Source organism: Pararhizobium sp. DWP1-1-3 (genome assembly GCF_049896125.1).
GTDB lineage: Bacteria > Pseudomonadota > Alphaproteobacteria > Rhizobiales > Rhizobiaceae > Pararhizobium.
The window spans coordinates 12,055-37,861 of sequence record NZ_JAFCTR010000018.1; the positions used below are offsets into that span (position 1 = coordinate 12,055).

24 protein-coding genes are annotated in these 25,807 nt (G+C 61.5%); 4 read left to right on the forward strand and 20 right to left on the reverse strand.

Annotated elements, in window-relative coordinates; all coding sequences use genetic code 11:
- Window positions 1-28: 28 nt before the first annotated feature.
- Entirely contained in the window at window positions 29-682 is a 654-nt protein-coding gene (gene fsa / locus ACP7BS_RS25775; RefSeq protein ID WP_426233667.1) for a fructose-6-phosphate aldolase, read from the forward strand.
- A 63-nt stretch (window positions 683-745) separates the two neighbouring features.
- On the opposite strand, the gene ACP7BS_RS25780 is transcribed toward fsa, so the two are convergent.
- Both ACP7BS_RS25780 and ACP7BS_RS25785 read right to left on the reverse strand, forming a co-directional pair.
- Window positions 746-1,879 carry an AAA family ATPase gene (locus ACP7BS_RS25780; RefSeq protein ID WP_426233665.1) on the reverse strand — a complete coding sequence of 378 codons (1,134 nt, stop codon included), beginning with the start codon at window positions 1,877-1,879 and terminating at the stop codon, window positions 746-748.
- Window positions 1,880-1,888: 9 nt separating this feature from the next.
- On the reverse strand, window positions 1,889-2,815 hold the full coding sequence (locus ACP7BS_RS25785) for a GNAT family N-acetyltransferase (RefSeq protein WP_426240363.1): 927 nt from the start codon (window positions 2,813-2,815) through the stop codon (window positions 1,889-1,891).
- Window positions 2,816-2,945: 130 nt separating this feature from the next.
- On the opposite strand from ACP7BS_RS25785, the gene ACP7BS_RS25790 reads away from it, so the two are divergent.
- The 3 genes from ACP7BS_RS25790 to ftsZ all read left to right on the forward strand — a co-directional run bounded on the left by ACP7BS_RS25790 (window position 2,946) and on the right by ftsZ (window position 6,465).
- Window positions 2,946-3,887, forward strand: coding sequence for a tyrosine recombinase XerC (locus ACP7BS_RS25790; protein WP_426240364.1), 942 nt, complete (start codon window positions 2,946-2,948; stop codon window positions 3,885-3,887).
- 99 nt (window positions 3,888-3,986) lie between these two features.
- Window positions 3,987-5,090, forward strand: a complete 1,104-nt coding sequence (locus tag ACP7BS_RS25795) for a TraB/GumN family protein (protein ID WP_426240365.1) — start codon at window positions 3,987-3,989, stop codon at window positions 5,088-5,090.
- Between the two features lie 349 nt (window positions 5,091-5,439).
- Window positions 5,440-6,465, forward strand: a complete 1,026-nt coding sequence (ftsZ, locus tag ACP7BS_RS25800; protein ID WP_426233497.1) for a cell division protein FtsZ — start codon at window positions 5,440-5,442, stop codon at window positions 6,463-6,465.
- 251 nt (window positions 6,466-6,716) lie between these two features.
- Here the strand turns inward: ftsZ and ACP7BS_RS25805 are convergent, their stop codons facing one another.
- The 18 genes from ACP7BS_RS25805 to sdhA all read right to left on the reverse strand — a co-directional run bounded on the left by ACP7BS_RS25805 (window position 6,717) and on the right by sdhA (window position 25,802).
- Complete coding sequence (locus ACP7BS_RS25805) at window positions 6,717-7,985, reverse strand: CHASE3 domain-containing protein (RefSeq protein ID WP_426240366.1); 1,269 nt, start codon at window positions 7,983-7,985, stop codon at window positions 6,717-6,719.
- 118 nt (window positions 7,986-8,103) lie between these two features.
- Window positions 8,104-8,601, reverse strand: a complete 498-nt coding sequence (locus tag ACP7BS_RS25810; RefSeq protein WP_426240367.1) for a DUF2867 domain-containing protein — start codon at window positions 8,599-8,601, stop codon at window positions 8,104-8,106.
- A 101-nt stretch (window positions 8,602-8,702) separates the two neighbouring features.
- Window positions 8,703-10,109, reverse strand: coding sequence for a dihydrolipoyl dehydrogenase (gene lpdA / locus ACP7BS_RS25815; protein ID WP_426240368.1), 1,407 nt, complete (start codon window positions 10,107-10,109; stop codon window positions 8,703-8,705).
- A gap of 23 nt (window positions 10,110-10,132) precedes the next feature.
- Complete coding sequence (locus ACP7BS_RS25820; protein ID WP_426240369.1) at window positions 10,133-10,891, reverse strand: SDR family oxidoreductase; 759 nt, start codon at window positions 10,889-10,891, stop codon at window positions 10,133-10,135.
- Complete coding sequence (locus ACP7BS_RS25825) at window positions 10,888-11,382, reverse strand: hypothetical protein (RefSeq protein ID WP_426233487.1); 495 nt, start codon at window positions 11,380-11,382, stop codon at window positions 10,888-10,890. Before ACP7BS_RS25825 ends, ACP7BS_RS25820 begins: the two co-directional genes overlap by 4 nt.
- Window positions 11,383-11,384: 2 nt before the next feature.
- Window positions 11,385-12,026: a LysE family transporter gene (locus ACP7BS_RS25830; RefSeq protein WP_426240370.1), complete on the reverse strand. Its 642-nt coding sequence runs from the start codon at window positions 12,024-12,026 to the stop codon at window positions 11,385-11,387.
- 27 nt (window positions 12,027-12,053) lie between these two features.
- Window positions 12,054-12,467, reverse strand: coding sequence for an MAPEG family protein (locus ACP7BS_RS25835; RefSeq protein WP_426240371.1), 414 nt, complete (start codon window positions 12,465-12,467; stop codon window positions 12,054-12,056).
- Window positions 12,468-12,479: 12 nt separating this feature from the next.
- Entirely contained in the window at window positions 12,480-13,712 is a 1,233-nt protein-coding gene (odhB, locus tag ACP7BS_RS25840; RefSeq protein WP_426240372.1) for a 2-oxoglutarate dehydrogenase complex dihydrolipoyllysine-residue succinyltransferase, read from the reverse strand.
- A 75-nt stretch (window positions 13,713-13,787) separates the two neighbouring features.
- Entirely contained in the window at window positions 13,788-16,784 is a 2,997-nt protein-coding gene (locus tag ACP7BS_RS25845; protein WP_426240373.1) for a 2-oxoglutarate dehydrogenase E1 component, read from the reverse strand.
- A gap of 169 nt (window positions 16,785-16,953) precedes the next feature.
- Window positions 16,954-17,856, reverse strand: coding sequence for a succinate--CoA ligase subunit alpha (gene sucD, locus ACP7BS_RS25850; protein WP_426233478.1), 903 nt, complete (start codon window positions 17,854-17,856; stop codon window positions 16,954-16,956).
- Between the two features lie 18 nt (window positions 17,857-17,874).
- Window positions 17,875-19,068: an ADP-forming succinate--CoA ligase subunit beta gene (sucC, locus tag ACP7BS_RS25855; RefSeq protein WP_426128111.1), complete on the reverse strand. Its 1,194-nt coding sequence runs from the start codon at window positions 19,066-19,068 to the stop codon at window positions 17,875-17,877.
- A gap of 31 nt (window positions 19,069-19,099) precedes the next feature.
- Window positions 19,100-20,062 (reverse strand): malate dehydrogenase, encoded by a 963-nt coding sequence (mdh, locus tag ACP7BS_RS25860; protein WP_068955315.1) that lies wholly within the window; start codon window positions 20,060-20,062, stop codon window positions 19,100-19,102.
- A 194-nt stretch (window positions 20,063-20,256) separates the two neighbouring features.
- Entirely contained in the window at window positions 20,257-21,369 is a 1,113-nt protein-coding gene (gene zapE / locus ACP7BS_RS25865) for a cell division protein ZapE (RefSeq protein WP_426240445.1), read from the reverse strand.
- Between the two features lie 107 nt (window positions 21,370-21,476).
- On the reverse strand, window positions 21,477-22,019 hold the full coding sequence (locus tag ACP7BS_RS25870; RefSeq protein WP_426240374.1) for a protease inhibitor Inh/omp19 family protein: 543 nt from the start codon (window positions 22,017-22,019) through the stop codon (window positions 21,477-21,479).
- Between the two features lie 423 nt (window positions 22,020-22,442).
- Entirely contained in the window at window positions 22,443-23,222 is a 780-nt protein-coding gene (locus ACP7BS_RS25875; RefSeq protein WP_426128118.1) for a succinate dehydrogenase iron-sulfur subunit, read from the reverse strand.
- Window positions 23,215-23,664: a type II toxin-antitoxin system VapC family toxin gene (locus tag ACP7BS_RS25880; protein ID WP_426240446.1), complete on the reverse strand. Its 450-nt coding sequence runs from the start codon at window positions 23,662-23,664 to the stop codon at window positions 23,215-23,217. The genes ACP7BS_RS25875 and ACP7BS_RS25880 overlap by 8 nt, the downstream gene beginning before the upstream one ends.
- A gap of 5 nt (window positions 23,665-23,669) precedes the next feature.
- Complete coding sequence (locus ACP7BS_RS25885; RefSeq protein WP_426233475.1) at window positions 23,670-23,906, reverse strand: FitA-like ribbon-helix-helix domain-containing protein; 237 nt, start codon at window positions 23,904-23,906, stop codon at window positions 23,670-23,672.
- Window positions 23,907-23,957: 51 nt separating this feature from the next.
- The gene (sdhA, locus tag ACP7BS_RS25890; protein WP_426128120.1) at window positions 23,958-25,802 is read right to left on the reverse strand and encodes a succinate dehydrogenase flavoprotein subunit; all 1,845 of its coding nucleotides are present in this window, start codon (window positions 25,800-25,802) and stop codon (window positions 23,958-23,960) included.
- Window positions 25,803-25,807 lie beyond the last annotated feature (5 nt).

Below are 25,807 nucleotides of genomic sequence, written 5' to 3' on the forward strand. Positions count from 1 at the left end.
CCGCCCGAGCGCCGAAAGGGAGAATTCCATGAAGTTTTTTGTCGATACAGCCGATGTCAATGAAATCCGGGAGTTAAACGACCTGGGCCTCGTCGACGGCGTCACGACCAACCCTTCGCTGATCCTCAAGTCCGGCCGTAACATCCTGGAAGTGACCAAGGAAATTTGCGGCATCGTCGATGGTCCGGTTTCGGCCGAAGTCGCTGCGACCGATTATGAGTCGATCATGAAGGAAGCGGCTGTCATTTCCAAGATCGCCGACAATATCTGCATCAAGGTGCCTTTGACGCTTGATGGCCTGAAGGCCTGCAAGAACCTGTCGTCGGACGGGCACCTGACCAACGTGACTTTGTGCTTCTCGGCCAACCAGGCCCTGCTCGCCGCCAAGGCCGGCGCCACTTTCGTGTCGCCCTTCGTCGGCCGCCTCGACGACATCGCCTTCGACGGCATGGACCTGATCCGCGAAATCCGCCAGATCTTCGACAATTACGGCTACGAGACCGAAATCCTCGCCGCCTCGATCCGCACGGTCAACCACGTCAAGGAAGCCGCCCTGATCGGCGCCGACGTCATCACCGCGCCTCCCGCAACACTGAAGGCACTGGTCAAGCACCCGCTGACCGACGCAGGCCTTTCTACCTTCCTGGCCGACTGGGCCAAGACCGGCCAGAAGATCGCCTGATCTTTTTCAGGTTTTGGAATGAATGAAGAGCCCTGCGAGATGATCGCGGGGCTTTTTCCTTTTTCAGTCCTCTTCCTCATCGATCACGCCCGTCAGCCGCATCCCCTCGATCCAGGTCGCGCCATCGTTGCGGATCACCCGTTTCGGGCGCGTGCCGCAGCGCTTATGGATTTCCGCCGCCAAGAGCTCGGAATGGGTGACGATCCAGATCTGGCTGTCGGCCGAGGCTTGGGCAATCATCTCGGCAAGTGCCGGCAGCATGTCGGGATGCAGGCTGGTCTCCGGCTCGTTGAGCGCAATGAAGCGCGGCTTGCGGTAGGAGAGCAGCGCGCCGGCCAGCGCCAGGAACCGCATCTGGCCGTCGGACAGTTCGCGCGGCGAAAACTGGCGCTGCGGGAAATCCGGAAAGACCAGCGAGAATTCGGCAAACTCTTCCGGCTCGGGCACCACAAGCCGGGCGCCGCCAAAGGCGTCGGCAATGGCACGGTCGAGATCGACCGTATCCTGGCGGGTGTGAAACAGCGTCGCAAAGACCGCTGCCAGGTTGGAGCCATCCTCGTCCAGCATCGGCGCGGTGACGGCAAGGCAGGGCGAACGCAGCGGCGAATCGCGGTCGGTACGGAACCCGTGGAAAAAGCGCCAGCCGTCGATCGCCCGCCGGAACGTGCCGATCTCCGGATAATGCCCGGCATCGCCGAGAAGCGCGATGGCGGTTTCCGAGGTCAGCGCCTGTTCCGGATGCTCCTCCATCCGGCCGGCAGCGTTTCTGACGAAAATGCCCGGCCCCGCCCGCTTCATCACGGTGACTGGACGGCCGGCGTCGACCTTCAGTTCCTCCTCCTTCACCTGCGGTTCGAAGACGAACCCGGCAGCCGCCTTCGCCGGGCGCAACCCGGCCTCGACCCGGTAGAGGAAGCTCAGCGCCTGAACGTCGTCGAGCAATTCAACCTCGAGCTTGATCCGCACCGGATCGCCGCTCCGGCGCCTGCCGCTCCACAGCGCCGACGCCATGCCGCCTTCGCGGGCGATCTCATGCGCCAACCGCCCGCGCACGGCGGCCTGGATCAGCTGCAGGGCACGATAGAGGTTGGACTTGCCGACACCGTTTTCCCCGATGAACAGGTTGACGTCAGCCATATCCATGCGGATGGATTTCAGCGAACGGTAATTGGCGGCGAACATCGAGCGAATCTGCATGACGCAGATTTACCTGATCGTCTCCGGCAACGGAACCGGATTGCGGAATCGGGCATCGCCGTCGAACGCCAGATCGACCACGGTGTGACGCTCCAGCGCCCGCGTCACTTCGATCGGATCGCCATCGAGCGCCTCCGGCTGAATCAGGTTGCCGATGGTGAAATCGAACAGGTCGCCCTTCTTGTTCAAAAGCTCATGGAACACCGTCATGTCGCGCAATTCCGTCGACCATTTGGCGAGCCAGTAGAACAGCCCGGAATTGCGCGCGGCCATATGCACCGGCAGGATCGGCAGATTGTATTTGCGGGCAAAGCCAACAGCCGAGGTTTTCCATGGCCGCTCATTGAGCCGTCCGTCTGCCCAATAGGCGATGCGGCCGGAGGGAAACAGCACGGTTGCCTTGCCCTCCGAGATCGCCCGGTTGGTGATCTCAAGCGTTTCGCGCGCCTTCAGCTTGCTCTTGTAATCCTCGCGCCACTCGACGGGGATGACCATCTCGGCGAAGCGCGGATTGACCCGGATGGCATCGCGATTGGCAAAGAACATCATGTCCGGGCGACGTTTCTTCAACAAATCGAACACGGCAATGCCATCGGCGATGCCGGTCGGGTGGTTGCTGACCAACAGGAAACCGCCCTTTTCGGGAATACGCTCTTCGTTGTGCACGCGGATATCGAGCGACAGCGTCCGGCTCAGATGCTCAAACGCCTGGAAGCCCGGCACGTTGGCCACGGCTTCGGCAAACTCGATCGCCTTGCGGTAATTCAGCACCGTATAGAGAAACGGCCGCATCACCGGCCAGAGCGGATGCTTGACGATGCGCTGGCCACGCTCGGCAATCAGCATATCGACGATATGGCCGGGCTGGCCGTGCGACACCAGCGCGACCGTCTCCGCGAAATAGGTGAAACCGCTTGCCGAATCCCGTCGCGCCATCGCTTTTTCCGCCTTGCCTGTGCTTGAGCTATCGCAGTTGAATATGATCCGGGCATGACAAATTCCTGCGGCCGTTAGGAAAAACATAACCGGCTTGCGCGCAGAGTCGCGCTCATTACGAACGCGGAGCATGGCTGTGAACGAACTGCTGATCATAGGTCATCCCGAACTGATGGCCGAGCGCCAGCGCTGGCTTTCCGGCCTTGGCGAGGAGCGGCGCCTGTCCGACAAGACTGTGGAGGCCTATGAGCGCGATACGCGGCAATTCCTGCATTTCCTCACCGGTCACCTGAGCGGCCCGGCTCGGCTCAACGATATCAGCGCGCTTCGCCCCGGCGACTTGCGCGGCTTTCTTGCCTCCCGCAGACGGGATGGTGCGGGCGCGAGAACCCTTGGCCGTGGGCTTGCGGGTTTGCGTTCCTTTCTGCGCTATCTGGAAAAGAAGGGCCTTGGCAATGCCGCCGGGGCCTCCGCCGTGCGCTCGCCAAAACAGCCGAAATCGCTGCCGAAGCCGCTGACGGCGGTGGATGCCCTGATGGTCGTCACCAGCGACGCGCAGCTCGCCGACGAACCGTGGATCGCCACCCGCAACGCGGCCGTGCTGACGCTGCTTTATGGCTGCGGCCTGCGCATCTCCGAAGCGCTGGACCTGACGCCAGCCGATTTTGCCGGAGCGCCGACAGCACTTCGCATTCATGGCAAGGGCGGCAAGACCCGCATCGTGCCGCTGATATCGGCCGCGATCGATGCCGTGCACGCCTACGAAAAACTCTGCCCCTATCATCTGGCGACGGACGGCCCGCTGTTTCGCGGCGCCAAGGGCGGCAAGCTGCAGGCGGGGATCATCCAGCGCGAGATGCAGAAGCTGCGCGGCGCCCTCGGCCTGCCGGATACGGCAACGCCGCATGCCCTGCGCCATTCCTTCGCCACCCATCTTCTGGCCGGCGGCGGCGACCTCAGAACCATCCAGGAACTGCTTGGTCATGCCAGCCTGTCGACGACGCAGGTCTATACCGGCGTCGATTCGGCACGACTCCTGGAAATCTACGACCGCGCCCATCCACGCGCCTGAATTTTGCCGGTTAAGGCGCGTTAACCAGATTTGTTAAACGGCCTGTGAGGCCTGGGCGCCTAGAATCGCCCGATAGAGTTTTCGCAGACAGGATCGACTATGTTTCAGCACTGGGCAAAACCGGCACGCAGCCTGGCCAGAACATTGGCCGGCAGGTTGAGCGACAACGTGCTTGCGTTGATCGCCACGCTGCACGTTCTGTTTGCGCTGAGCCTGATCGTCACCCTGATGTCGATCTCGCCTGCCCGTGCAGAAGACGCGTCCTGTGGCGGCAAAAACCTGATTGCCGAGATGCAAACCTCCAATCCGGCCAAGTTCGCGGCGCTGGAAAAGGAAGCGGCGGCCATTCCGAACGGCAAGGGCACATTCTGGAAGATCGAGAAGGCGGGCATCGCGCCATCCTACCTGCTCGGCACCATGCACGTGACCGATCCGCGCGTGCTTGCGATGCCGGCCGGCGCCAGCCAGGCCTATGACGCCGCCAAGACCGTCATCGTCGAATCCGACGAGATCGTCGATGATCGCAAGGCAGCGGCCGCGATCATGATGCAGCCGGGTTTGACGATGTTTGCCGACGGCAAGACGATCAACGATTTCCTGAAACCCCAAGAGATCGAAAAGCTGTCGGCCGGGCTAAAGGCGCGCGGTATCCCGCTGACGCTGGTGGCCAAGATGAAACCATGGATGATCGCCAGCTTCGTCGCCCTGCCAGCCTGCGAAATGAGCCGCAAGGCCGCCGGTGCCGCCTTTCTCGACAAGAAGCTCGCCGAAGACGCCCTGAAACAGGGCAAGAGCCTGAAGGGGCTGGAAACTCTGATCGAACAATTGCAGGCGATGGATGCGCTGCCGGTGCAGTTTCATCTGGAAGCGCTGATCGAGACGCTGGCGCTCGGCGATACCATCACCGATGTGATGGAGACGACCACCGAACTCTATCTTTCCGGCGATACAGGCCTGATCATGCCGATGATGAAATCCGTTTCGGAAGAAAAATCCGCCGCGGACGACGCAGGCTATGCCGATTTCGAGCAACGCATCATCACCGACCGCAACAAGACCATGGCGACGAGAGCCAAGCCGATTCTCGACGACGGCGCCGCCTTCATGGCCGTCGGCGCCCTGCACCTGCCCGGAGACGAAGGCGTGATCGAACTTCTGCGCAAGGACGGCTTTACCGTCACCAGCATGTCAGCCGCCAACTGAGCAGCGTCTTGACTCTTCTCCACCGCGGGGAGAAGTGCCGAACGAAGTGAGGCGATGAGAAGGTGGTTCGGGATATTCCGCACCTGCGGCTCCCTCTCATCCGGCCTTTCAGGCCACCTTCTCGCCGCTGGGGAGAAGAGGCATGCTCGAAGCCCCCTTTACCCGCTCCAGAACGTTCGTCGGCACAGCAATTTTAGCTGTGACTCTTGCACCCGTGCCGTCTCTCTGCCTTTTTGCCAGAATAACCTGCGGCAGCCTGATTCGCGCCCGCTCCGCTTCGCATTCGATGCAGCTCCCGGAACGCGCTTCCACATGCCGGGGCCGCAAGCACGTCCAAGGAGACGACGAGATGACAGAGATCAAAAAACCCGTGATTTCGGAAATGAGACCGAAGATCACGGTCATCGGCGTCGGCGGCGGCGGCGGCAATGCCATCAACAACATGATCACCGAGGGCCTGCAGGGCGCCGAATTCGTCGCTGCGAACACCGATGCGCAGGCGCTGACCATGTCGAAGGCGACGCGGCTGATCCAGCTCGGCGCGCAGGTGACCGAAGGTCTCGGCGCCGGATCGCTTCCCGAAGTGGGCCGTGCGGCGGCAGAAGAATCGATCGACGAGATCATGGATCATCTCGGCGGTACCCATATGTGTTTCGTCACGGCCGGCATGGGCGGCGGTACCGGCACCGGTGCAGCCCCGGTGATCGCGCAGGCCGCGCGCAATGCCGGCATCCTGACGGTGGCCGTCGTCACCAAGCCGTTCAGCTTCGAGGGCAAGCGCCGCATGCAGTCGGCCGAGGAAGGCATCGAGCGGCTGCGTGAAGCCGCCGATACCGTCATCGTCATTCCCAACCAGAACCTCTTCCGCATCGCCGACGCCAAGACCACCTTTGCCGATGCCTTCGTCATTGCCGACCGGGTTCTCTATTCCGGCGTCGGTTGCATCACCGACCTGATCGTCAAGGAAGGCCTGATCAACCTCGACTTCGCCGACGTCAAGTCGGTGATGAAGGGCATGGGCCGCGCCATGATGGGCACCGGCGAAGCCAGCGGCGACAGCCGCGCCTCCAAGGCTGCCGAAGCGGCGATCGCCAATCCGCTGCTCAGCGAGGTGTCGATGAAGGGCGCCAAGGGCGTGCTGATCTCGATCTCCGGCGGCTCCGACATGACGCTGTTCGAAGTCGATGAGGCAGCCACCCGTATCCGCGAGGAAGTCTATGAGGATGCCGACATCGTCGTCGGCGCGATCTTCGACAAGAGCCTCGACGGCGTCTTCCGCGTCTCCGTCGTTGCCACAGGCCTCGACGGCCAGGCTGCGGGCGCCGATACCGGCGCTATCGCCGCTCAACTGGCACAGATGCGCACACTGCAGTAAGAGGGCTGGCCGCCGGATCAGTTCGAACCCGGGACAGCTTCACGCCCTCTGTCCGCGACGCCGGCATCTCCCCCTCAAGGGGGGAAACCGGCCGTTTGCTTTGTGCCCGCCTTACTGAGGGGCCAACAGAGGAAATGAATAATCTCCCTCCTTGAGGGGGAGATGTCACGAAGTGACAGAGGGGGGGTCTCCACAGTCTCTGAGCAAGCGGCCGGAAGCCGTACAAGACACTGCCGGAAAAATCTTGAGTGTCAGCTCAATGCTTCCACCACCTGCACCTTCGGATCAAACCGCACCCTGAAGGCGCTGACCGGATGGGCGATGTTCTTGACCTTGAGGAAGCCCAAGTCGTCGAAACTCAGGTGCCTCTGCTTGCGAATATGATCGCGCACCGCGCGTGAGATGCAGATGCCGCCGGGATCCGCCATCGGCTCCAGCCGGGCCGCCACATTGACCGTATCGCCGAAGACATCCCCGTCCTGCACGATGACGTCACCAACATTGATGCCGATGCGGAACATCAGATGTTGTTCCTCCGGCAGTTCATCATTGTCGGCCGCCATCGCCCCTTGGATCTCCACCGCGCAATCGATCGCCGACAGGGCGCTGGCAAAGGCAACCAGCACGCTATCGCCCGCGGTGGTGACGATGCTGCCGCTGTGGCTGGCAATGATCGGATCGATGCGATCGCGCATCTCTTTCAGCCGCGTCAGGGTCTGGGCTTCATCGCTCTCCATCATCCGGCTATAGCCGACGATATCGGCCGCCATGATGGCGAGCAGCTTGCGATCGAGCTGCTGCAACAACTCATCGCGCGACGCCTCCGCCGATCGTGCCCGCCGCAGCGTGGCCCGCACGGCGATCACGCCCATGAGGGCGGTCAACAGCGCCAGCCCGATCACCATCATCTCCAGCACAAACCCCGCGCGCCGCGCCTGGTTGGCGCGGACGGTCATCAGGCTTTCCTCCTCGGTGCGCATGCGCTCCAGAACGTCGCGCACGCCGTCCATCAGCACCTTGCCCTGGCCGTTGCGCAGAACGGAAACAGCCGCCGCCTCATCGCCGGCCCGGCGCCGCTCGACGGTCTGGCGCAGCTCCGACAGCTTTTGCGTGGTCAGCGATCGCAGCACTGCGATATTGCCATCCTGGCGGCGATTGTCGGAAACGCCGCTTGCAAGGCTCTCGATGCTGGCGCTGATCGCGCCGACGGCCTTGTCATAGGGTTCGAGATAGAAGGGATCACCGGTCAGAAGATAGCCGCGCTGGCCGATTTCCGCATCTTGAAGCTGAGATTGCACGACGGAGATCAGGCGCCCATTGTGCACCGTGTGCGCGACGGCCTCATCTGCCTCCTGCCCCTTTTTGGACACCCAGAAAGACGCGCCCAGGAGCAGGATGATGAACACCGCGACGCCGGCTGTGATCAGCCGCAGGTTCTGTCCTGCCTCGTAGCCGATACGCCGGATGACCGTCGAGGTTTTCGGGCCGGAGAGTTTGGGCGCACTGAAATCGGATGCCACGAATACCTGCCTTGGGCCACCGGCACCGATTGCGCCGCCAAGGGAAAATGGCGCGTGACCGCAGTTTTACAAGGGCTTGCCGACAGGCAATATTAGACGGTCCTTGCGGCCAGTAGTGTCAGCGCATGGCCATGACGGGACGGGAGAGCCGGGCCAGCATCGTCCTGACGATCAGCCGGTGAAACGGCGTGATGACGGCGATGTAGATCTTGCCGAGCAGGATCTTGCGGTGCACCAGCGTCGTCACGCTGACCCTTTGGGCTAGCTCGCCTGCCTGGCGAACATCGATAACAATGCGGAAATCCAGATGGGTATCGTCGAACCCCAGCACGGCCTGTTCGTTCGAACGCGAAATGACGGGAAAGGAGCCGATCATCTCCGCCTTACCGCCCGGACTGGCACCTGATCCCTTCAAGCCGAAGGGGCTGACAACGGCGTTTCGCAACCACATCAGCGCGCGCACCCAGGCCGGAAAATCACCCAATGCCCGCTTGGCCGCAGAGATGGCGGTGGTCGCCTGGCCGGGCACCAGAAGTTCGTAACAATCCGCCCAATCGGCCAGAGGCAATGCCGGCTGCGGCAGGGTGACCGGAACTGTGTGGGGGCGTTGGGGCATAGGCGGCACTCCTTGAATGCACCGATCCTAGACCGCACATTCAGGAGCCGCAAAGGGGCCGATTGTCACGGCCCCTCCCAGTTTTTCCGGTGCAAATTTTCTTACAGATGGATCGGCTTGAAGAAGGTGGCGAGAGCCGCTTCCTTTACCGCTTCCGACATGGTCGGGTGCGCATGGCAGGTACGGCCGAGATCTTCCGACGAACCGCCGAATTCCATCAGCACGGTGATTTCGTGGATCATCTCGCCGGCGCCGAAACCGACGATATGACCGCCGAGCACCCGGTCGGTGTCCTTGTCGGCAAGGATTTTCACGAACCCGTCGGTCTCCAGCATGGCGCGGGCGCGGCCGTTTGCGGTGAACGGGAACTTGCCGACCTTGTAGGCGATGCCTGCAGCCTTCAGCTCTTCCTCGGTCTTGCCGACGGACGCGACTTCCGGCTGGGTGTAGACGACGCTCGGGATGACGTCATAGTTCACGTGACCGGCTTGGCCGGCGATGATCTCGGCAACCGCAACACCTTCGTCTTCCGCCTTGTGGGCCAGCATCGGGCCGCGCACGACGTCGCCCAGCGCATAGATGCCGGGAACGCTGGTGAGGAAATGATGGTCGATCTCGACACGGCCACGCTTGTCCATGACGACGCCGGCCTTGTCGAGGCCAAGGCCATCGGTGAACGGCTTGCGGCCGGTGGCGATCAGGACGACATCGGCGTCGATGGTCGCAGCGTCGCCGCCCTTGACAGGCTCGTACGTCACCTTGGCACCCGTGCCGGACTTTTCAACACCGGTCACCTTGGCGCCGAGCTTGAAATCGATGCCCTGCTTGGCGAGCATGCGCTGGAACTGCTTGGAGACTTCGCCGTCCATGCCGCCGAGGATGGTGTCGAGATATTCGACGACGGTGACCTTGGCACCGAGACGCGACCAGACCGAGCCGAGCTCCAGACCGATGACGCCGCCGCCGACCACGACCATGGTGGCAGGAACATTTTCCAGCGCCAGGCCGCCGGTCGACGAGATGATGATCTTTTCGTCGATCGCGACCTCGACGCCAGGAATGCCGGCGACATCGGAACCGGTGGCGATGACCACGTTCTTGGTCTCGATGATCTGCTCTTCACCCTTGTCGTTGGTAACGGAGACCTTGCCTTCGCCGAGCACCTTGCCGGTGCCCTGGAAGGCATCGATCTTGTTCTTCTTGAACAGGAAGGCGACGCCATCGACGTTTGATTTGACGGTCGCGTCCTTGTGGGCCAGCATTTTGGGCAGGTTCAGCTTGGGGGCTGCGACTTCGACGCCGAGCGCATCGATGCCGTGGCCGACCTGGTGGAACACTTCCGACGCATGCAGCAGAGCCTTCGAAGGGATGCAGCCGATGTTGAGGCAGGTGCCGCCATAGGTGGCGCGCTTCTCGATGACGCCGACCTTGAGGCCGAGCTGGGCCGCCTTGATGGCGCAGACATAGCCGCCGGGGCCGGTACCGATAACGATGAGATCATAAGCCATGGAAAAGTCCTTCCTGAGAGCGGCTAGCGTCCGCCGCTGACGTTGAGAATGGCGCCCGTAACATAGGACGACGAAGGGGAAAGCAGGTAGAGAACGGCATCCGCAACCTCTTGCGCGGTGCCCGGCCGTTTCATGGGAATGGTCGGTCCGAGTTCGCGGGCGCGATCGGGAAGACCGCCGGACGCGTGGATATCCGTATCGATGACACCGGGGCGCACCGCATTGACGCGAATGCCATCCGAAACCACCTCGCGTGCTAGGCCGACTGTAAACGTATCGATCGCCCCCTTGGAGGCGGCATAATCGACATATTGCCCGGCCGAGCCGAGCACGGCGGCCATCGAGGAAATATTGACGATGACCCCACCCTTGCCGCCGTGCCGCACCGACATGCGCCGGACGGCCGCCGCCGCACAAAGGATCGAGCCGGACACGTTGACCCGCAACATGCGTTCCAGCCGGTCCGAGGTGATCTCCTCGATCCGCGCCGGAACGCCGACGATACCGGCATTGTTGACCAGCCCGTCGAGACGGCCGAACCTCTTGTCGATCGCCGCAAAAATGGCAGTGATCCCGGCTTCACTGCCGACGTCACCTTCCACCGCAATGGCCGTACCGCCCTCTGCCTCAATCGCAGCCACAACCGCGTCGGCGGCAGGCCGGTTGGAGGCATAGTTGACGGCCACCGCCCAGCCCTGCGCGGCAGCCGACCGGCAGATGGCCGCGCCGATGCCGCGGCTGCCGCCGGTCACCAGCAGAACGGGCCTGTCATTGCGCGTCATTGGCTGCATCCCTTGAAGGTCAGAGCGTCCCAAGGAACGACAGTCGCCTTGCCCCAGATCGAAGAATTGCGGATCGCCGGGCCCAAATCGGGCAGCAGGACCTGCGAGGCAGCCTCCAGGCCCTCTCCCGGCAGCGAAGCCACCTTGCCGTCGGAACTGACGGAATAGATCACGCCCTGCCAGACGGTGCAGGCGGCGATATCGTCGCCGGTGACGTCGCCTTCCGGGCAATTGTTCATGATCATGCCGTTGGCGCGCGCCGGTTCATCCGATTGCATGACGATACCGTCAAGCACCAGATCGGTCTTGGCGACCTTGACCTTGAAATGATTGCTGGTGGCGGCGCTGGCCGAACCGACCGGCTCGAACCGCAGTTCGTAGGCATTATCGGCATCGCCATAGATTGCCTGTTCCTGCAGGCAACCGGCAGCAACCGCCGGCGAAACCGCCAGCAATGCGCTCAAAGTCGATGCGAAAGCGGCAAGACGCATGCTCAGGCCGCCTTTTCGGTGGCAAGCTTCAGGCCGAGCGCGATGAAGACCAGACCACTGGCGCGGTCGATCCACTGGCTGGCGCGCGAGAAGGCGGCGCGCATCTTCGGCGTCGTCATGAACAGGCTGACACCGACGAACCAGAGGATCAGGCAGCTGGCCATCACCAGCCCATAGCCGAACTTGACCATGGTCGGCGTATGGGCGCTGACCACCGTCGAGAAGATCGACAGGAAAAAGAACACCGGCTTCGGGTTCAAGGCATTGGCGGCAAAGCCGAGACCGAACGCCTTCAGCCCTGACTGACGCTTTTCGCCGGTCTGCACGCCTTCGGCCTGCGCCGTCATGTCGGTCTTGCCGGCACGCAGCGACTTGATGCCGATATAGAGAAGGTAAGCGACACCGCACCATTTGACGATGTTGAACAGGGTGATCGACTGCGAGATCAACAGGCCAAGCCCGAGGATCGTGTAGGTCACATGGAACATCAGCGAGGTACCGACGCCAAACGACGTGATGACGGCGGAGCGGCGTCCGTTGACGATCGACTGGCGCATGACCATTGCAAGATCGGCGCCGGGCGAAACGATGGCAAAGGAAAAAATAGCCATCAGCGAGGCGAGTTCGAACAGATAGGGATGCACGGCACTCTCCGTTTATCGCTGTGGACGTCAGAAAACCAGCGTCGCAACCATGATGAGGAGCCCGGCAAGCGAACCGAGCCAGACGAGCGAGCGGACATAGGGAATACCCGCCAGATACAGCGGAATATAGATGATCCGGCAGACAAGCCAAGTCCACGCGCCGACCAGGCCCCAGCCGGTGAGGTCACCGGTGATCGCTAATGCCAGCGTCAACCCGACGAAGGCCGGATAGGTCTCGCGGAAATTGGCCGATGCCCGTGCCGCCCGTCCGGCCAGCGTGCCGGAGGGTTTCTTTTCCTCGTCGCGCGGACCGGCATTCCATGCCGATCCAAGTTCGAGTGTCGCGGAAAAACCCTGCAGCCCGACGTGGAACACGAGCAGCACCACGCTCCATGCGAGGAGCGTAACGAAGGGCGATACCGCCAGTGCTGCCGTGTCCATGCTTACTGTTCCTTACAGATCGAGAACGAGACGTTCCGGATCTTCCAGGCTTTCCTTGACGCGCACGAGGAAGGTAACCGCTTCCTTGCCATCGACGATGCGGTGATCGTAGGAAAGCGCCAGGTACATCATCGGACGGATGACGATCTGGCCGCCGACGACGACCGGGCGGTCCTGGATTTTGTGCATGCCGAGAATGCCCGACTGCGGTGCATTCAGGATCGGCGAGGACATCAGCGAACCGTAGACGCCGCCATTGGTGATCGTGAACGTACCACCCTGCATGTCAGCCATGGAGAGGGCTCCATCGCGGGCAAGCTTGGCGAGACGGCCGAGATCCTTCTCGACTTCGGCGATCGACATCTCGTCGGCGTCGCGGATCACCGGAACGACAAGACCCTTGTCGGTACCGACGGCCATGCCGATATGGCAGAAGTTCTTGTAGATGATGTCGGTGCCGTCGATCTCGGCGTTGACCGAGGGAATTTCCTTCAGGGCATGCGTTACCGCCTTGGTGAAGAAGCCCATGAAGCCGAGCTTGACGCCGTGCTTCTTCTCAAAGATGTCCTTGTACTTGGTGCGTAGCGCCATCACCGCCGACATGTCCACCTCGTTGTAGGTGGTGAGCATGGCAGCAGTGTTCTGCGCATCCTTGAGGCGCCTGGCGATCGTCTGGCGCAGACGGGTCATCTTGACGCGCTCTTCGCGTGGCGCATCCTCGGCAGCCGAAGGGCCGCGCGACACGACTTTCACCGGCTCGGATGCGGCTGGCGCCGAAATGCCCTTGGCAACGGCGGCGATGACATCGCCCTTCAGAACCTGGCCGCGTTTGCCGGAGCCGTCGACCTGTTCGGCCGAGAGGTTGTTTTCGGCCAGCATCTTTGCAGCAGCAGGGGCTGCCGGCATCGAGGAGGCAACCGGCGTTGCGGCCGGTGCAGCAGCAGCGGCCGCAGGCGCTGCAGCAGCCGGTTCGGCAACCTTCTTTTCAGCAGCAACTGGTGCAGCAGCACCAGCGGCGATGTTGCCGAGCAGCGCGCCGAGGCCGACGGTTTCGCCGGCAGCAGCGACGATCTCCGACAGGACGCCGGCGGCGGGTGAAGGCACTTCGATCGTCACCTTGTCGGTTTCGAGCTCAAGCAGGGGCTCGTCGGCCTTGACGGTATCGCCGACCTTCTTGAACCAGGTACCGATGGTAGCTTCGCTGACGGATTCGCCCAGAGTGGGAACGCGGATTTCTGTGGCCATGATATTTTGTCGTCCGTTGATCGGGTGTCTGTTTCTGTGAGGCAAAAAGAGGGAGGCCTTTCAGCCTCCCGTTTTTCAGCCCCCGAGGGCGTCTTCGAGGAATGCGGCAAGCTGGGCGAGATGCTTGGACATCAGGCCCGTCGCCGGAGAGGCGGCAGCCGGACGGCCGGTGTAACGCACGCGCTGGTACTTCGCATCGATATGGGCAAGCACCCATTCCAGATACGGGTCGATGAACGACCAGGCACCCATGTTCTTCGGCTCTTCCTGGCACCAGACCATTTCGGCGTGGCGGAAGCGCGAGAGTTCGTTGATCAGCGCCTTGGCCGGGAACGGATAGAGCTGTTCGACGCGCAGCAGATAGACATCGTCGATGCCACGCTTTTCGCGTTCCTCGAGCAGATCGTAATAGACCTTGCCGGTGCAGAGCACGACGCGGCGGATCTTGGCGTCCTTCTGCAGCTTGATCGGACCGTCCTTGATGACCTCGGCATCGTCCCAGAGCAGACGGTGGAACGAGGTCTCGCCCGCCATTTCCGACAGCGAAGAGACGGCGCGCTTGTGGCGCAGCAGCGACTTCGGCGTCATCATGATCAGCGGCTTGCGGAAGTCGCGCTTCGTCTGCCGGCGCAGGATGTGGAAATAGTTCGCCGGTGTCGTGACGTTGGCGACCTGCATGTTGTCTTCGGCGCACATCTGCAGCCAGCGCTCGAGGCGGGCCGAGGAATGTTCCGGACCCTGGCCTTCATAGCCATGCGGCAGCAGGCAGACGAGACCGGACATGCGCAGCCACTTGCGTTCGCCCGACGAGATGAACTGGTCGAAGATGACCTGTGCACCGTTGGCGAAGTCGCCGAACTGGGCTTCCCAGAGGGTCAGCGCGTTCGGACGGGCCAGTGAATAGCCGTATTCGAAACCCAGTACGGCTTCTTCCGACAGCATCGAGTTGATGACTTCGTAACGGGCCTGGGTCGGCGCCAGGTTGGCAAGTGGGATGTAGCGGTCTTCGGTCTCCTGATCGTAGAGAACCGAATGGCGCTGCGAGAACGTGCCGCGTTCGCAATCCTGGCCGGACAGGCGGATCTTGGTGCCCTCGACGCAGAGCGTACCGAATGCGAGCGCTTCCGCCATCGCCCAGTCGATGCCTTCACCGGTCTGGACCATGTTGGCCCGGCCGTCCATGAAGCGCTGGATGGTCTTGTGGGCGTGGAAGCCTGCCGGAACTTCCGACAGCTTGCGGCCGACGTCCTTCAGCACCTTCATCGGCACCGAGGTCTTGCCGCGGCGCTGCTCATCCTGATTGTCGGCAGCACGAAGCCCCGACCAGACGCCGTCCAGCCAGTCGGCCTTGTTCGGTTTGTAGGACTGCCCGGCCTCGAATTCCTGCTCCAGACGCGCGCGCCAGTCGGCCCGCATCATTTCGAGTTCGCCTTCGGAGATCAGGCCTTCGGCGATCAGGCGTTCGCCATAGATCTGCACGACCGTCTTGTGGGCACGGATAACCTTGTACATCTTCGGCTGCGTGAACGACGGCTCATCGCCTTCGTTATGGCCGAAGCGGCGGTAGCAGAACATGTCGACGACGACAGGCTTGTGGTACTTCATCCGATATTCGGTGGCGATCTTGGCAGCGTAGACAACCGCTTCGGGATCGTCGCCATTGACGTGGAAGATCGGCGCTTCGATCATCTTGGCAACGTCGGACGGATAGGGCGACGAGCGCGAGAAAGCCGGATTGGTGGTGAAGCCGATCTGGTTGTTGATGATGAAATGCACGGTGCCGGCAACGCGGTGACCGCGCAGGCCCGACAATCCGAGGATTTCGGCCGTGACGCCCTGGCCGGCAAAGGCGGCATCGCCATGCAGCAGCAGCGGCATGACCTGCGCCCGCTCGGACAGCGGAATGACGTCGCCTTCGAAGATCTTTGCCATCTGGTCCTGCTTGGCGCGGGCCTTGCCCATGACGACAGGATTGACGATTTCCAGATGCGACGGGTTGGCCGTCAGCGACAGATGCACCTTGTTGCCGTCGAACTCGCGGTCCGAGGAGGCACCCAGATGGTACTTCACGTCGCCCGAGCCCTCGACATCGTCCGGAGCGGCAGAGCCGCCCTTGAACTCATGGAACACCGCGCGGTGCGGCTTACCCATGACGTTGGTCAAGACGTTCAAACGGCCGCGATGGGCCATGCCGAGGATGATTTCCTTCAGGCCTTCCTGGCCACCGCGCTTGATGATCTGTTCGAGCGCCGGGATCAGCGATTCACCGCCGTCGAGACCGAAACGCTTGGTGCCCTTGTACTTGACGTCGATGAACTGCTCGAAACCTTCGGCCTCGATCAGCTTCTGCAGGATCGCCTTCTTGCCTTCCGGCGTAAAATCGACGCCCTTGTCGACACCCTCGATGCGTTCCTGGATCCAGCCTTTGATTTCCGGATCGGAGATGTGCATGAACTCGACACCAAGTGTCGAGCAATAGGTACGCTCGAGGATATCGACGATCTCGCGCAGGGTGGCGTATTCGAGGCCCAGCACGTTGTCGATGAAGATCGGGCGGTCCATGTCTTCCGGGCCGAAACCGTAGTTCGACGGCGACAGTTCATGATAGTCGTCGACCGGCGCGGCAATCGCCAGCGGATCGAGCTTGGCATGAAGGTGGCCGCGCATGCGGTAGGCGCGGATCAGCATGATCGCGCGGACGCTGTCGCGGGTCGACTGGTGAACGTCGGCGGGCGCTGCGGCAACGCCGGTTTCGACGGCCTTTGCCTCGGCCTTCGCCTGCACCTTCTTTTCGATGACCTTTTCGACCGTGCCCCAGTCGCCGTCCAGCGCCGAGACCAGATCGCCGCTCGCCGGGATCGGCCAGTGCGGCTTCTTCCAGGAAGCGCCCTTGGCGGCCTTGATGACGTCTTCGGGCTGCTCCTGCAGCGCCTTGAAGAACGACTGCCACTCGCCGGAGACCGACGACGGATCGTTTTCGTAGCGCGCATAGAGCTGATCGATATAGCCGGCATTCGCTCCGTCGAGGAATGAAGTCAGCTGAAATTGCTCGTTGGCTTCTTGCCGTGCCATGGTGCTCTGCGGACCTGTCCGTCCGCCTCCTGACTTGTTAATTCTGCCGGGTGTGGGCACCCGGTAAACCGCATTGTCGAAAGCGCCGAATGCGCCGTCACGTCTTCAAATGGGGCAGCCCGGGCCATCCGCAATGGGAAGCCCGGTCACGTTATCAATATGGACCGTCTCAGCCCTTGAGGACTTCGACCAGCGTCTTGCCCAGGCGCGCCGGGGAAGGCGATACCTTGATGCCGGCCGCTTCCATGGCCGAAATCTTCGATTCCGCATCGCCCTTGCCGCCGGAAACGACAGCGCCGGCGTGCCCCATGGTGCGGCCCTTCGGAGCCGTCCGGCCGGCGATGAAGCCTGCCATCGGCTTCTTGCGACCCTTCTTGGCTTCGTCGATCAGGAACTGTGCCGCGTCTTCTTCAGCCGAGCCGCCGATTTCGCCGATCATGATGATCGAGGTCGTGGCTTCGTCGGCGAGGAACATTTCGAGCACGTCGATGAATTCGGTGCCCTTCACCGGGTCGCCGCCGATGCCGACAGCGGTCGTTTGGCCGAGACCTTCGTTCGACGTCTGGAACACGGCTTCATAGGTCAGCGTGCCGGAGCGCGAAACGATGCCGACCGAACCCTTGCGGAAGATCGAGCCCGGCATGATGCCGATCTTGCATTCTTCCGGGGTCAGGATGCCCGGGCAGTTGGGCCCAAGCAGTCGCGACTTGGAGCGGTCGAGGCGAGCCTTGACGCGCACCATGTCCATGACCGGAATGCCTTCGGTGATGCAGGTGATGAACGGGATCTCGGCTTCGATCGCCTCGATGATCGCGTCGGCGGCACCTGCCGGCGGAACGTAGATCACCGATGCATCAGCGCCGGTGCGTTCCTTGGCTTCAGCGACCGTCGCAAAGATCGGCAGGCTTTCGCCCTTCGAACCGGTCCAGGTTTCGCCACCCTTCTTCGGGTGGATACCGCCAACCATCTGCGTGCCGTAGTAGGCGAGCGCCTGTTCGGTGTGGAAAGTGCCGGTCTTGCCGGTCAGGCCCTGAACCAGGACCTTTGTATTCTTGTTGACGAGAATAGACATAAGTTCGGGTCCTTCAAATTAGGCTTTGATCGCCGCGACGATCTTCTTGGCCGCATCGTCCAAGTCGTCTGCCGCCGTGATCGCGAGACCCGACTCGTTCAGAATCTTCTTGCCGAGCTCGACATTGGTGCCTTCGAGGCGCACGACGAGCGGAACCTTGAGGCCGACTTCCTGCACGGCAGCGACGACACCTTCAGCGATGACGTCGCACTTCATGATGCCGCCGAAGATGTTGACGAGGATGCCTTCGACCTTCGGGTCGGCCGTGATGATCTTGAAGGCCGCCGCAACTTTTTCCTTTCCGGCGCCGCCGCCGACGTCGCAGAAGTTTGCCGGCTCCTTGCCGTAGAGCTTGATGATGTCCATCGTCGCCATGGCAAGACCAGCACCATTGACCATGCAGCCGATATTGCCGTCGAGCGCCACGTAGGCGAGGTCCCACTTGGAGGCTTCGATTTCCTTGGCATCTTCCTCGGTCTCGTCGCGCAGCGCCTTGACGTCGTCGTGACGGAAGATCGCGTTGCCGTCGAACGACATCTTGGCGTCGAGAACGCGCAGATGATCGTTCTTCATGACGATCAGCGGGTTGACCTCCAGCAGCGCCATATCCTTTTCGTTGAAGGCTTTGTAGAGGAGCGGGAAGAGCGACTTGGCGTCTTCGGCAGCAGCGCCCGAAAGCTCAAGAGCCTTGGAGATCGCGGCCACATCCGCATCCGTCACGCCCGTTTCCGGATCGATGGCGATGGTGTGGATCTTTTCAGGCGTGTCGTGGGCGACAGCCTCGATGTCCATGCCGCCTTCGGTGGAGACCACGAAGGCTACGCGGCCGACCGAACGGTCGACGAGCAGCGAGAGGTAAAGCTCGCGGGCGATGTCGGCACCGTCTTCGATGTAGAGGCGGTTGACCTGCTTGCCGGCTTCGCCGGTCTGCGCTGTCACCAGCGTGTTGCCCATCATTTCCTTGGCATGCGCCTTGGCTTCGTCGATGGAGAACGCCAGGCGAACGCCACCCTTGGCATCCGGGCCGAGTTCCTTGAACTTGCCTTTGCCGCGGCCGCCGGCGTGGATCTGGCTCTTGACGACATAGAGCGGGCCTGGAAGCGACTTTGCAGCCGCTTCGGCTTCTTCCGCCGAGAAGATGGCGACACCTTCCGCGACCGGAGCGCCAAAGGTCTTCAACAGAGCCTTGGCCTGATATTCATGAATGTTCATGGGGAAACTTCCTGTTTAAGCCGAACGGCAATTACTTGAGGCTCGGCGCGATGGCGATGCAGGCTTCGCAAAGGCTCGCCACCGACGCGACGGACTTTTCGAAGGCTTCCTGCTCGGCCTTGTTGAATTCGACTTCGATGATGCGCTCGATGCCGCCGGCACCGATGATCGTGGGCACGCCGACATACATGTCCTTGACGCCGTACTGGCCGTTGAGATAGGCGGCGGCCGGCAGCACCCGCTTCTTGTCCTTGAGGAAGGATTCAGCCATTTCGATCGCCGAGGCAGCCGGAGCGTAGTAAGCCGAACCGGTCTTGAGCAGACCAACGATTTCGGCGCCGCCGTCGCGGGTGCGCTGAATGATTTCTTCGAGGCGTTCCTTGGTGACCCAGCCCATCTTGACCAGATCGGTCAGCGGAATGCCGCCAACGGTCGAGTAACGGGCAAGCGGCACCATCGTATCGCCATGTCCGCCGAGAACAAACGCAGTGACGTCCTGGACGGAAACGTTGAATTCCTGCGAAAGGAACAGGCGGAAGCGCGAGCTGTCGAGAACGCCGGCCATGCCGACGACCATGTTCTTCGGCAGGCCGGAGAACTTCTGCAGCGCCCAGACCATCGCGTCAAGCGGGTTGGTGATGCAGATGACGAAGGCGTTCGGGGCATATTTCTTGATGCCGGCACCGACCTGTTCCATGACTTTGAGGTTGATGCCGAGCAGATCGTCGCGGCTCATGCCCGGCTTGCGGGCAACACCGGCGGTGACGATGCAGACATCGGCGCCTTCGATTGCGGAATAGTCGCTGGCACCCGTGAGGTTGGCATTGAAGCCCTCGACGGGAGAGGACTGAGCGATATCGAGACCCTTGCCCTGCGGAATGCCGTCGGCAATGTCGAACAGGACGATGTCGCCCAGTTCTTTCAGGCCGGCGAGATGCGCCAGCGTGCCACCAATCATTCCAGAACCAATAAGTGCGATCTTGTTGCGCGCCATGAAAGTGCTTCCTTTGCGATCCAAATCTGACAAGGCCTGACGTGGCGCCTTGAGCGCGAGCTATGGCAAACCTTCGGCGCAACGAATTAAACTTCAAAAACTAAAATATCAACCGATACTTTTGAACAGAGCAATTTCAATCGGTTAGATCATAAAATTCTTACGTAAACGTAATATAATGCGTCGTCAATGTGTCATAAGATAGTGGAATTTGCGTGGTGGTTTGCGGCATATTCCTTGCTTTGCAACTCGATCAGGCGCGACACGGTGCGATCGAACTCGAACCCTTCCGTGCCTTTTTTCGCCGTCAGCAGATCGATCGGCGCAGATGCAGCCGAGGCAAACAGCCGGGCGCCATGATCGTAGATCGTGTCGATCAGCATGATGAAACGCTTGGTCTCGTTGCGCCGCTCAGGCCCCAGATGCGGGATCTGCTCGACGAAGATCGTCCGGTAATGCGAAAGGATGGCGAGATAATCGGCGGCCCCGAGCGGCTTTTCGCAGAGATCGGCAAAGGAAAACCGCGCACACTCGCCGGCAGCCTTGGGCACGACGATCTTGCGTCCCTTGAAGGCCACCTCAGCGGAGGTCACCGTCAAACCTGCGGTTGCCAGTTTCCAGGCATTGTCGAGTTCGGCATCGGCTTCCGGTCCGAGCGGCGACGACCAGACCGGCAGGCCCTCGATCTTTGCCAGCCGGTAATCCGTCGTCGTATCCAGCGGCACGATATCGGCATACGCTTTCAAAAGGTCGATGAACGGCAGGAACAGGCCGCGATTGAGACCATCCCTATAGAGATTGCCCGGCTCGACATTCGACGTCGCCACCAGCACGCAGCCCTTGGAAAACAGCTCGGAAAACAGCCGCGACAGGATCATCGCATCAGCAATATCGGTGACGGAAAACTCGTCGAAGCACAGCAGGCGGGCCTCGGCAAAAATCTCCGCCGCCACCGGCGGCATCGGATCGGCCTGGCGCGTCTCACCGTTCTTCAGCTTCTGCCGGTGCTTGAAGATGCGCTCATGCACGTCGGCCATGAATTCATGGAAATGCGCGCGGCGCTTGCGCTGGATTGGCACCGTCTCGAAAAACAGGTCCATCAGCATGGTCTTGCCACGCCCGACGCCGCCGTAGAGATAAAGTCCCTTCAGCGGCGGATGCTCGTTCTTGCGCGAGGCAAACAGCCAGCCGAGCGCATTCGACTTGCGCTGGGCACGGCTGGCGGCGAGTTCCGAGGACAGATGATCGAGGCGCTTGGCGATGACGAGCTGCGCCGGGTCACGCGTCAGCGTTCCCGCCACGATCATGGCTTCGAGTTTTCGCGAAATACTGTCTTGCGGATTGGGCACGCGCTTTACCGGTCTTATGTCGGAAACGACGGCAAGAAAAAACCCGGCTGATGCCGGGCTGATGATTAGCGGCTGAGGCTGACCGACTGGCCGCCGTTGGTCGAGCCGTCAAAGCGGGCATCGGCCGTCTTGAACAGGCGCGCCAGCGGATTGCCGTTGCGATCCTTGAGCACGACCTGCTTGCCGGCCACTTCCCAGGAGCCCATCGCCGTCAGTTCTCCGGCGCAACCGCGCGTACCGCCGCGCGAGCCGCTGCCGAGATTGGTCAGCGTCAGGAACATGTCGCAGGAGGCTCCGGCATTCGAGACGCGCCAGTTGCCGACCATCGATTCCTTGGTGACATCAAGCGCATTGGTCGCCGCCGCAACCTCGGTACCGCCGGGTGTCTGCACGCCGCCGACTGCGGCCGTGCCGCTGACCGGAGCTGCCGGAAACTGCGAAGTATCACCGGGAGCTGCCAGCTGGCCGGACGAAACGGTCGGCACAGGCTGCGCCTGCACAGGAGACGGCGACGTGCTGTTGCCACTGAAATCGGTCATGGACGTCCTCTGACATCCAGCCAGCGCCAGCACCACGGCCAGTCCCGCCACCGCATGTATTGTCCGCATGTTTAAGCTCCCGATCATCTTTGCTAACGCGTTGTCCAGGGGAATATAGGCGGAATTAGCTTAAAACTAACTTTAAAATCAAGATGGCGCCGATTCTTTAAGACCTGTGGCATGATTGAAACGGTCTGGCCGCATGCGCCGGGAGGTTGCCGGATGGCGAGGATGCCTGAAACCTGTCTGGCGCACTTTCAGCACGTGCGGCATTTGCCCCCTCTGTCGGCGACGCCGACATTTCCCCCTTAAGAAGTGGGGGGGGGGGGAGAGATCAACCGTAGACGTTGTGCTCTCCTGACAAAAGAATTTGCGAGCACCGGGCAAAATCTCGGAAAAGAATGATCTCCCCCTTGAGGGGGAGATGTCACGCAGTGACAGAGGGGGGTTGAGGCCCCGCCCCGTATCGCCTGCGTTAAGCAACAACCAAAACTAGACGCGGCGCTCCACCATCATCTTCTTGATCTCGCCGATCGCCTTGGCCGGGTTCAAACCTTTCGGACAGGTCTGGGCGCAGTTCATGATCGTGTGGCAGCGGTAGAGGCGGAAGGGGTCTTCGAGATTGTCGAGGCGTTCGCCCTTGGCTTCGTCGCGGCTGTCGATCAGCCAGCGATAGGCCTGCAGCAAAACCGCCGGGCCGAGGTAGCGGTCGCCATTCCACCAGTAGCTGGGGCACGAGGCGGAACAGCAAGCGCACAAGATGCACTCGTAGAGGCCGTCGAGCTTCTGGCGGTCCTCGTGGCTCTGCTTCCATTCCTTGGCCGGCGTCGGCGAAACCGTCTTCAGCCAGGGCTCGATCGAGCGGTGCTGGGCGTAGAAATTGGTGAGGTCCGGCACCAGATCCTTGACGACGGGCATATGCGGCAGCGGGTAGACTTTCACCGTACCCTTCACCTCGTCCATGCCCTTGGTGCAGGCCAGCGTATTGGTGCCGTCGATATTCATGGCGCAGGAACCGCAGATGCCTTCGCGGCAGGAGCGGCGCAGCGTCAGCGTCGGGTCGATCTTGTTCTTGATGTAGAGCAGCGCATCCAGAACCATCGGGCCACAATCGTCGACATCGATGTAGAACGTGTCGATCGATGGGTTCTTGCCGTCGTCCGGGCTCCAGCGATAGATGCGCAGCTCGCGGGTATTGGTGGCACCAGCCGGCTTCGGCCAGACCTTGCCTTCGGTCATCGTCGAATTCTTGGGGAGAGCGAGTTCAACCATTATCGTTTTCCTGTGACGTCGTGACCAGCGCGTAAGCTGCGTCCAAATTCAAAATCTTATCGCCGTAACCGGCAGCGGTGGCCTTGGCTCTGAACTTTTCATCCACCGTGACTAGCCTTCCAACCGGCGCTGTCATCGCACATGCCAGGTAAATCGCATCGTAGACCGAATGATCGAGCTTCGATGCCATGGCAAAGGCAATCTCGTTCAAATCCGCACACGGCACGATCCGCCTGAAAGCCTCCGGAAGTCTACGCACCGCCATCGATGCCTGGGTTTCCGATATCAGGCCCTGTCGCACTTTCCGTCTCAACACGTTGCCGACCTCTGGAAAGATCAGGTCCGGGGCAATCAGCACGTTCCCATTTTCGGCAAGCGCCACAGCTTTGTCGTGCCCCATTTCCTCAATGAACCACATCACGGCAACGGAGGCATCAACCACGAAGATCAACGATCGCGATCCTCTCTGAGCATCTCCAGGCTGCTTGTTTGCACTACGTTCTTCGGCGTCATTGCAGCGATCTGTCGCGCTATGTCGGCAAAGCTCTCTTGCGGACGCTCATTGTTGACGGCTTTTGTCAGAAGGTCGGAAATTTCTTCGTCGAGCGAACGTGCATTGCTCTTCGCCAAATCCTCGATCCTCGTCCGCAGGTCGTCTTCAATTCTGATGTTCATTTCACCCATATCAGGGTCCTTCGCGGATCTTTCCTACGTACTATCCTGCCACAAGCACCCTCAATACACACGTGCCTTGGGCTCGATCTTTTTCGGATCGATGCCCGGCTGCAGAAGTTCGGTGTGAACCGGGCGGTAGTCGAGGCGGACTTCGCCGGCCTCGTTCACCCAGGACAGCGTATGCTTGCGCCAGTTGACGTCGTCGCGGCCGGCAAACGGGCCGTCGACGAAATCCTCGCGCGCATGGCTGCCGCGGCTTTCCTTGCGGGCTTCGGCGCCATAGACCGTGACGATGGCGTTGGCCATCAGGTTTTCCAGCTCCAGTGTTTCGACCAGGTCGGAATTCCAGATCATTGAGCGGTCGGTGACCTTGACGTCGCTCAGTTCCTGCCAGATGGCGCTCATCCGCTTGCAGCCACTTTCCAGCGATTCCTGGGTGCGGAACACGGCGGCATCGTCCTGCATGGTGCGCTGCATCTTTTCACGCAGCACGGCGGTCGGCGTCGAACCATCGGCATAACGCAGCTTGTCGAAGCGCGTCATGATCTTTTCGCAGGCCTTTTCGTTGATCGCCGGGATCGGCGAAGCGCGATCGATGACTTCGCCGGCGCGGATCGCAGCGGCGCGGCCGAAGACGACCAGGTCGATCAGCGAGTTGGAACCCAGGCGGTTTGCCCCATGCACCGAGGCGCAGCCGGCTTCGCCGACAGCCATCAGGCCCGGCAGGACGCGCTCGGGATTTTCACCGTCGGCATTCAGCACTTCACCCCAATAGTTGGTCGGAATGCCGCCCATGTTGTAGTGGACCGTCGGCAGAACCGGGATCGGCTCGCGCGTCACGTCGACACCGGCAAAGATCTTGGCGCTCTCGGAAATGCCCGGCAGGCGCTCGTGCAGAACGGCCGGATCGAGATGGTCGAGATGCAGGTAGATATGGTCCTTGTTCTTGCCGACGCCGCGGCCTTCGCGGATTTCCAGCGTCATGCAGCGGGAAACCACGTCGCGTGAGGCAAGGTCCTTGGCCGATGGCGCATAACGCTCCATGAAGCGCTCGCCTTCGGAATTGACGAGATAGCCGCCTTCGCCGCGCGCACCTTCGGTGATCAGGCAGCCTGAGCCGTAGATGCCGGTTGGGTGGAACTGGACGAATTCCATGTCCTGCAGCGGCAGGCCGGCGCGCGCCACCATGCCGCCACCGTCGCCGGTGCAGGTATGGGCTGACGTCGCCGAGAAATAGGAGCGGCCATAACCGCCGGTCGCCAGAACCACCATCTTGGCGGAGAAGCGATGGATCGTGCCGTCGTCGAGGTTCCAGGCAACAACGCCGGTGCAGCGGCTGCCGTCATCCGACATGATCAGGTCGAGCGCGAAATATTCGATGAAGAATTCGGCATTGTGCTTCAGCGACTGGCCATAGAGCGTGTGCAGGATGGCGTGGCCGGTACGGTCGGCCACGGCGCAGGTGCGCTGTACCGGTGGGCCTTCGCCGTAATTCTGCATATGGCCGCCGAACGGCCGCTGGTAGATCTTGCCCTCGGCATTGCGGGAGAAGGGAACGCCGTAATGTTCCAGCTCGTAAACCGCTTTCGGGGCTTCCATGGTCAGATACTGCATGGCATCGACATCGCCGAGCCAGTCGGAACCCTTGACCGTATCGTAGAGATGCCACTGCCAGCTGTCGGGCGTCATGTTGGTCAGCGATGCGGCGATACCGCCCTGGGCTGCGACCGTGTGCGAACGCGTCGGGAAAACCTTGGTGATGCAGGCCGTCTTAAAACCCTGCTCGGCCATGCCGAGCGTGGCGCGCAGTCCGGCGCCGCCGGCGCCGACGACGATCACGTCATAGGCATGGTCGACATAGTCATAGGCGTGGCCGTTGATGAGCGGCGAGGAAGTGGGTGCCATTTGAA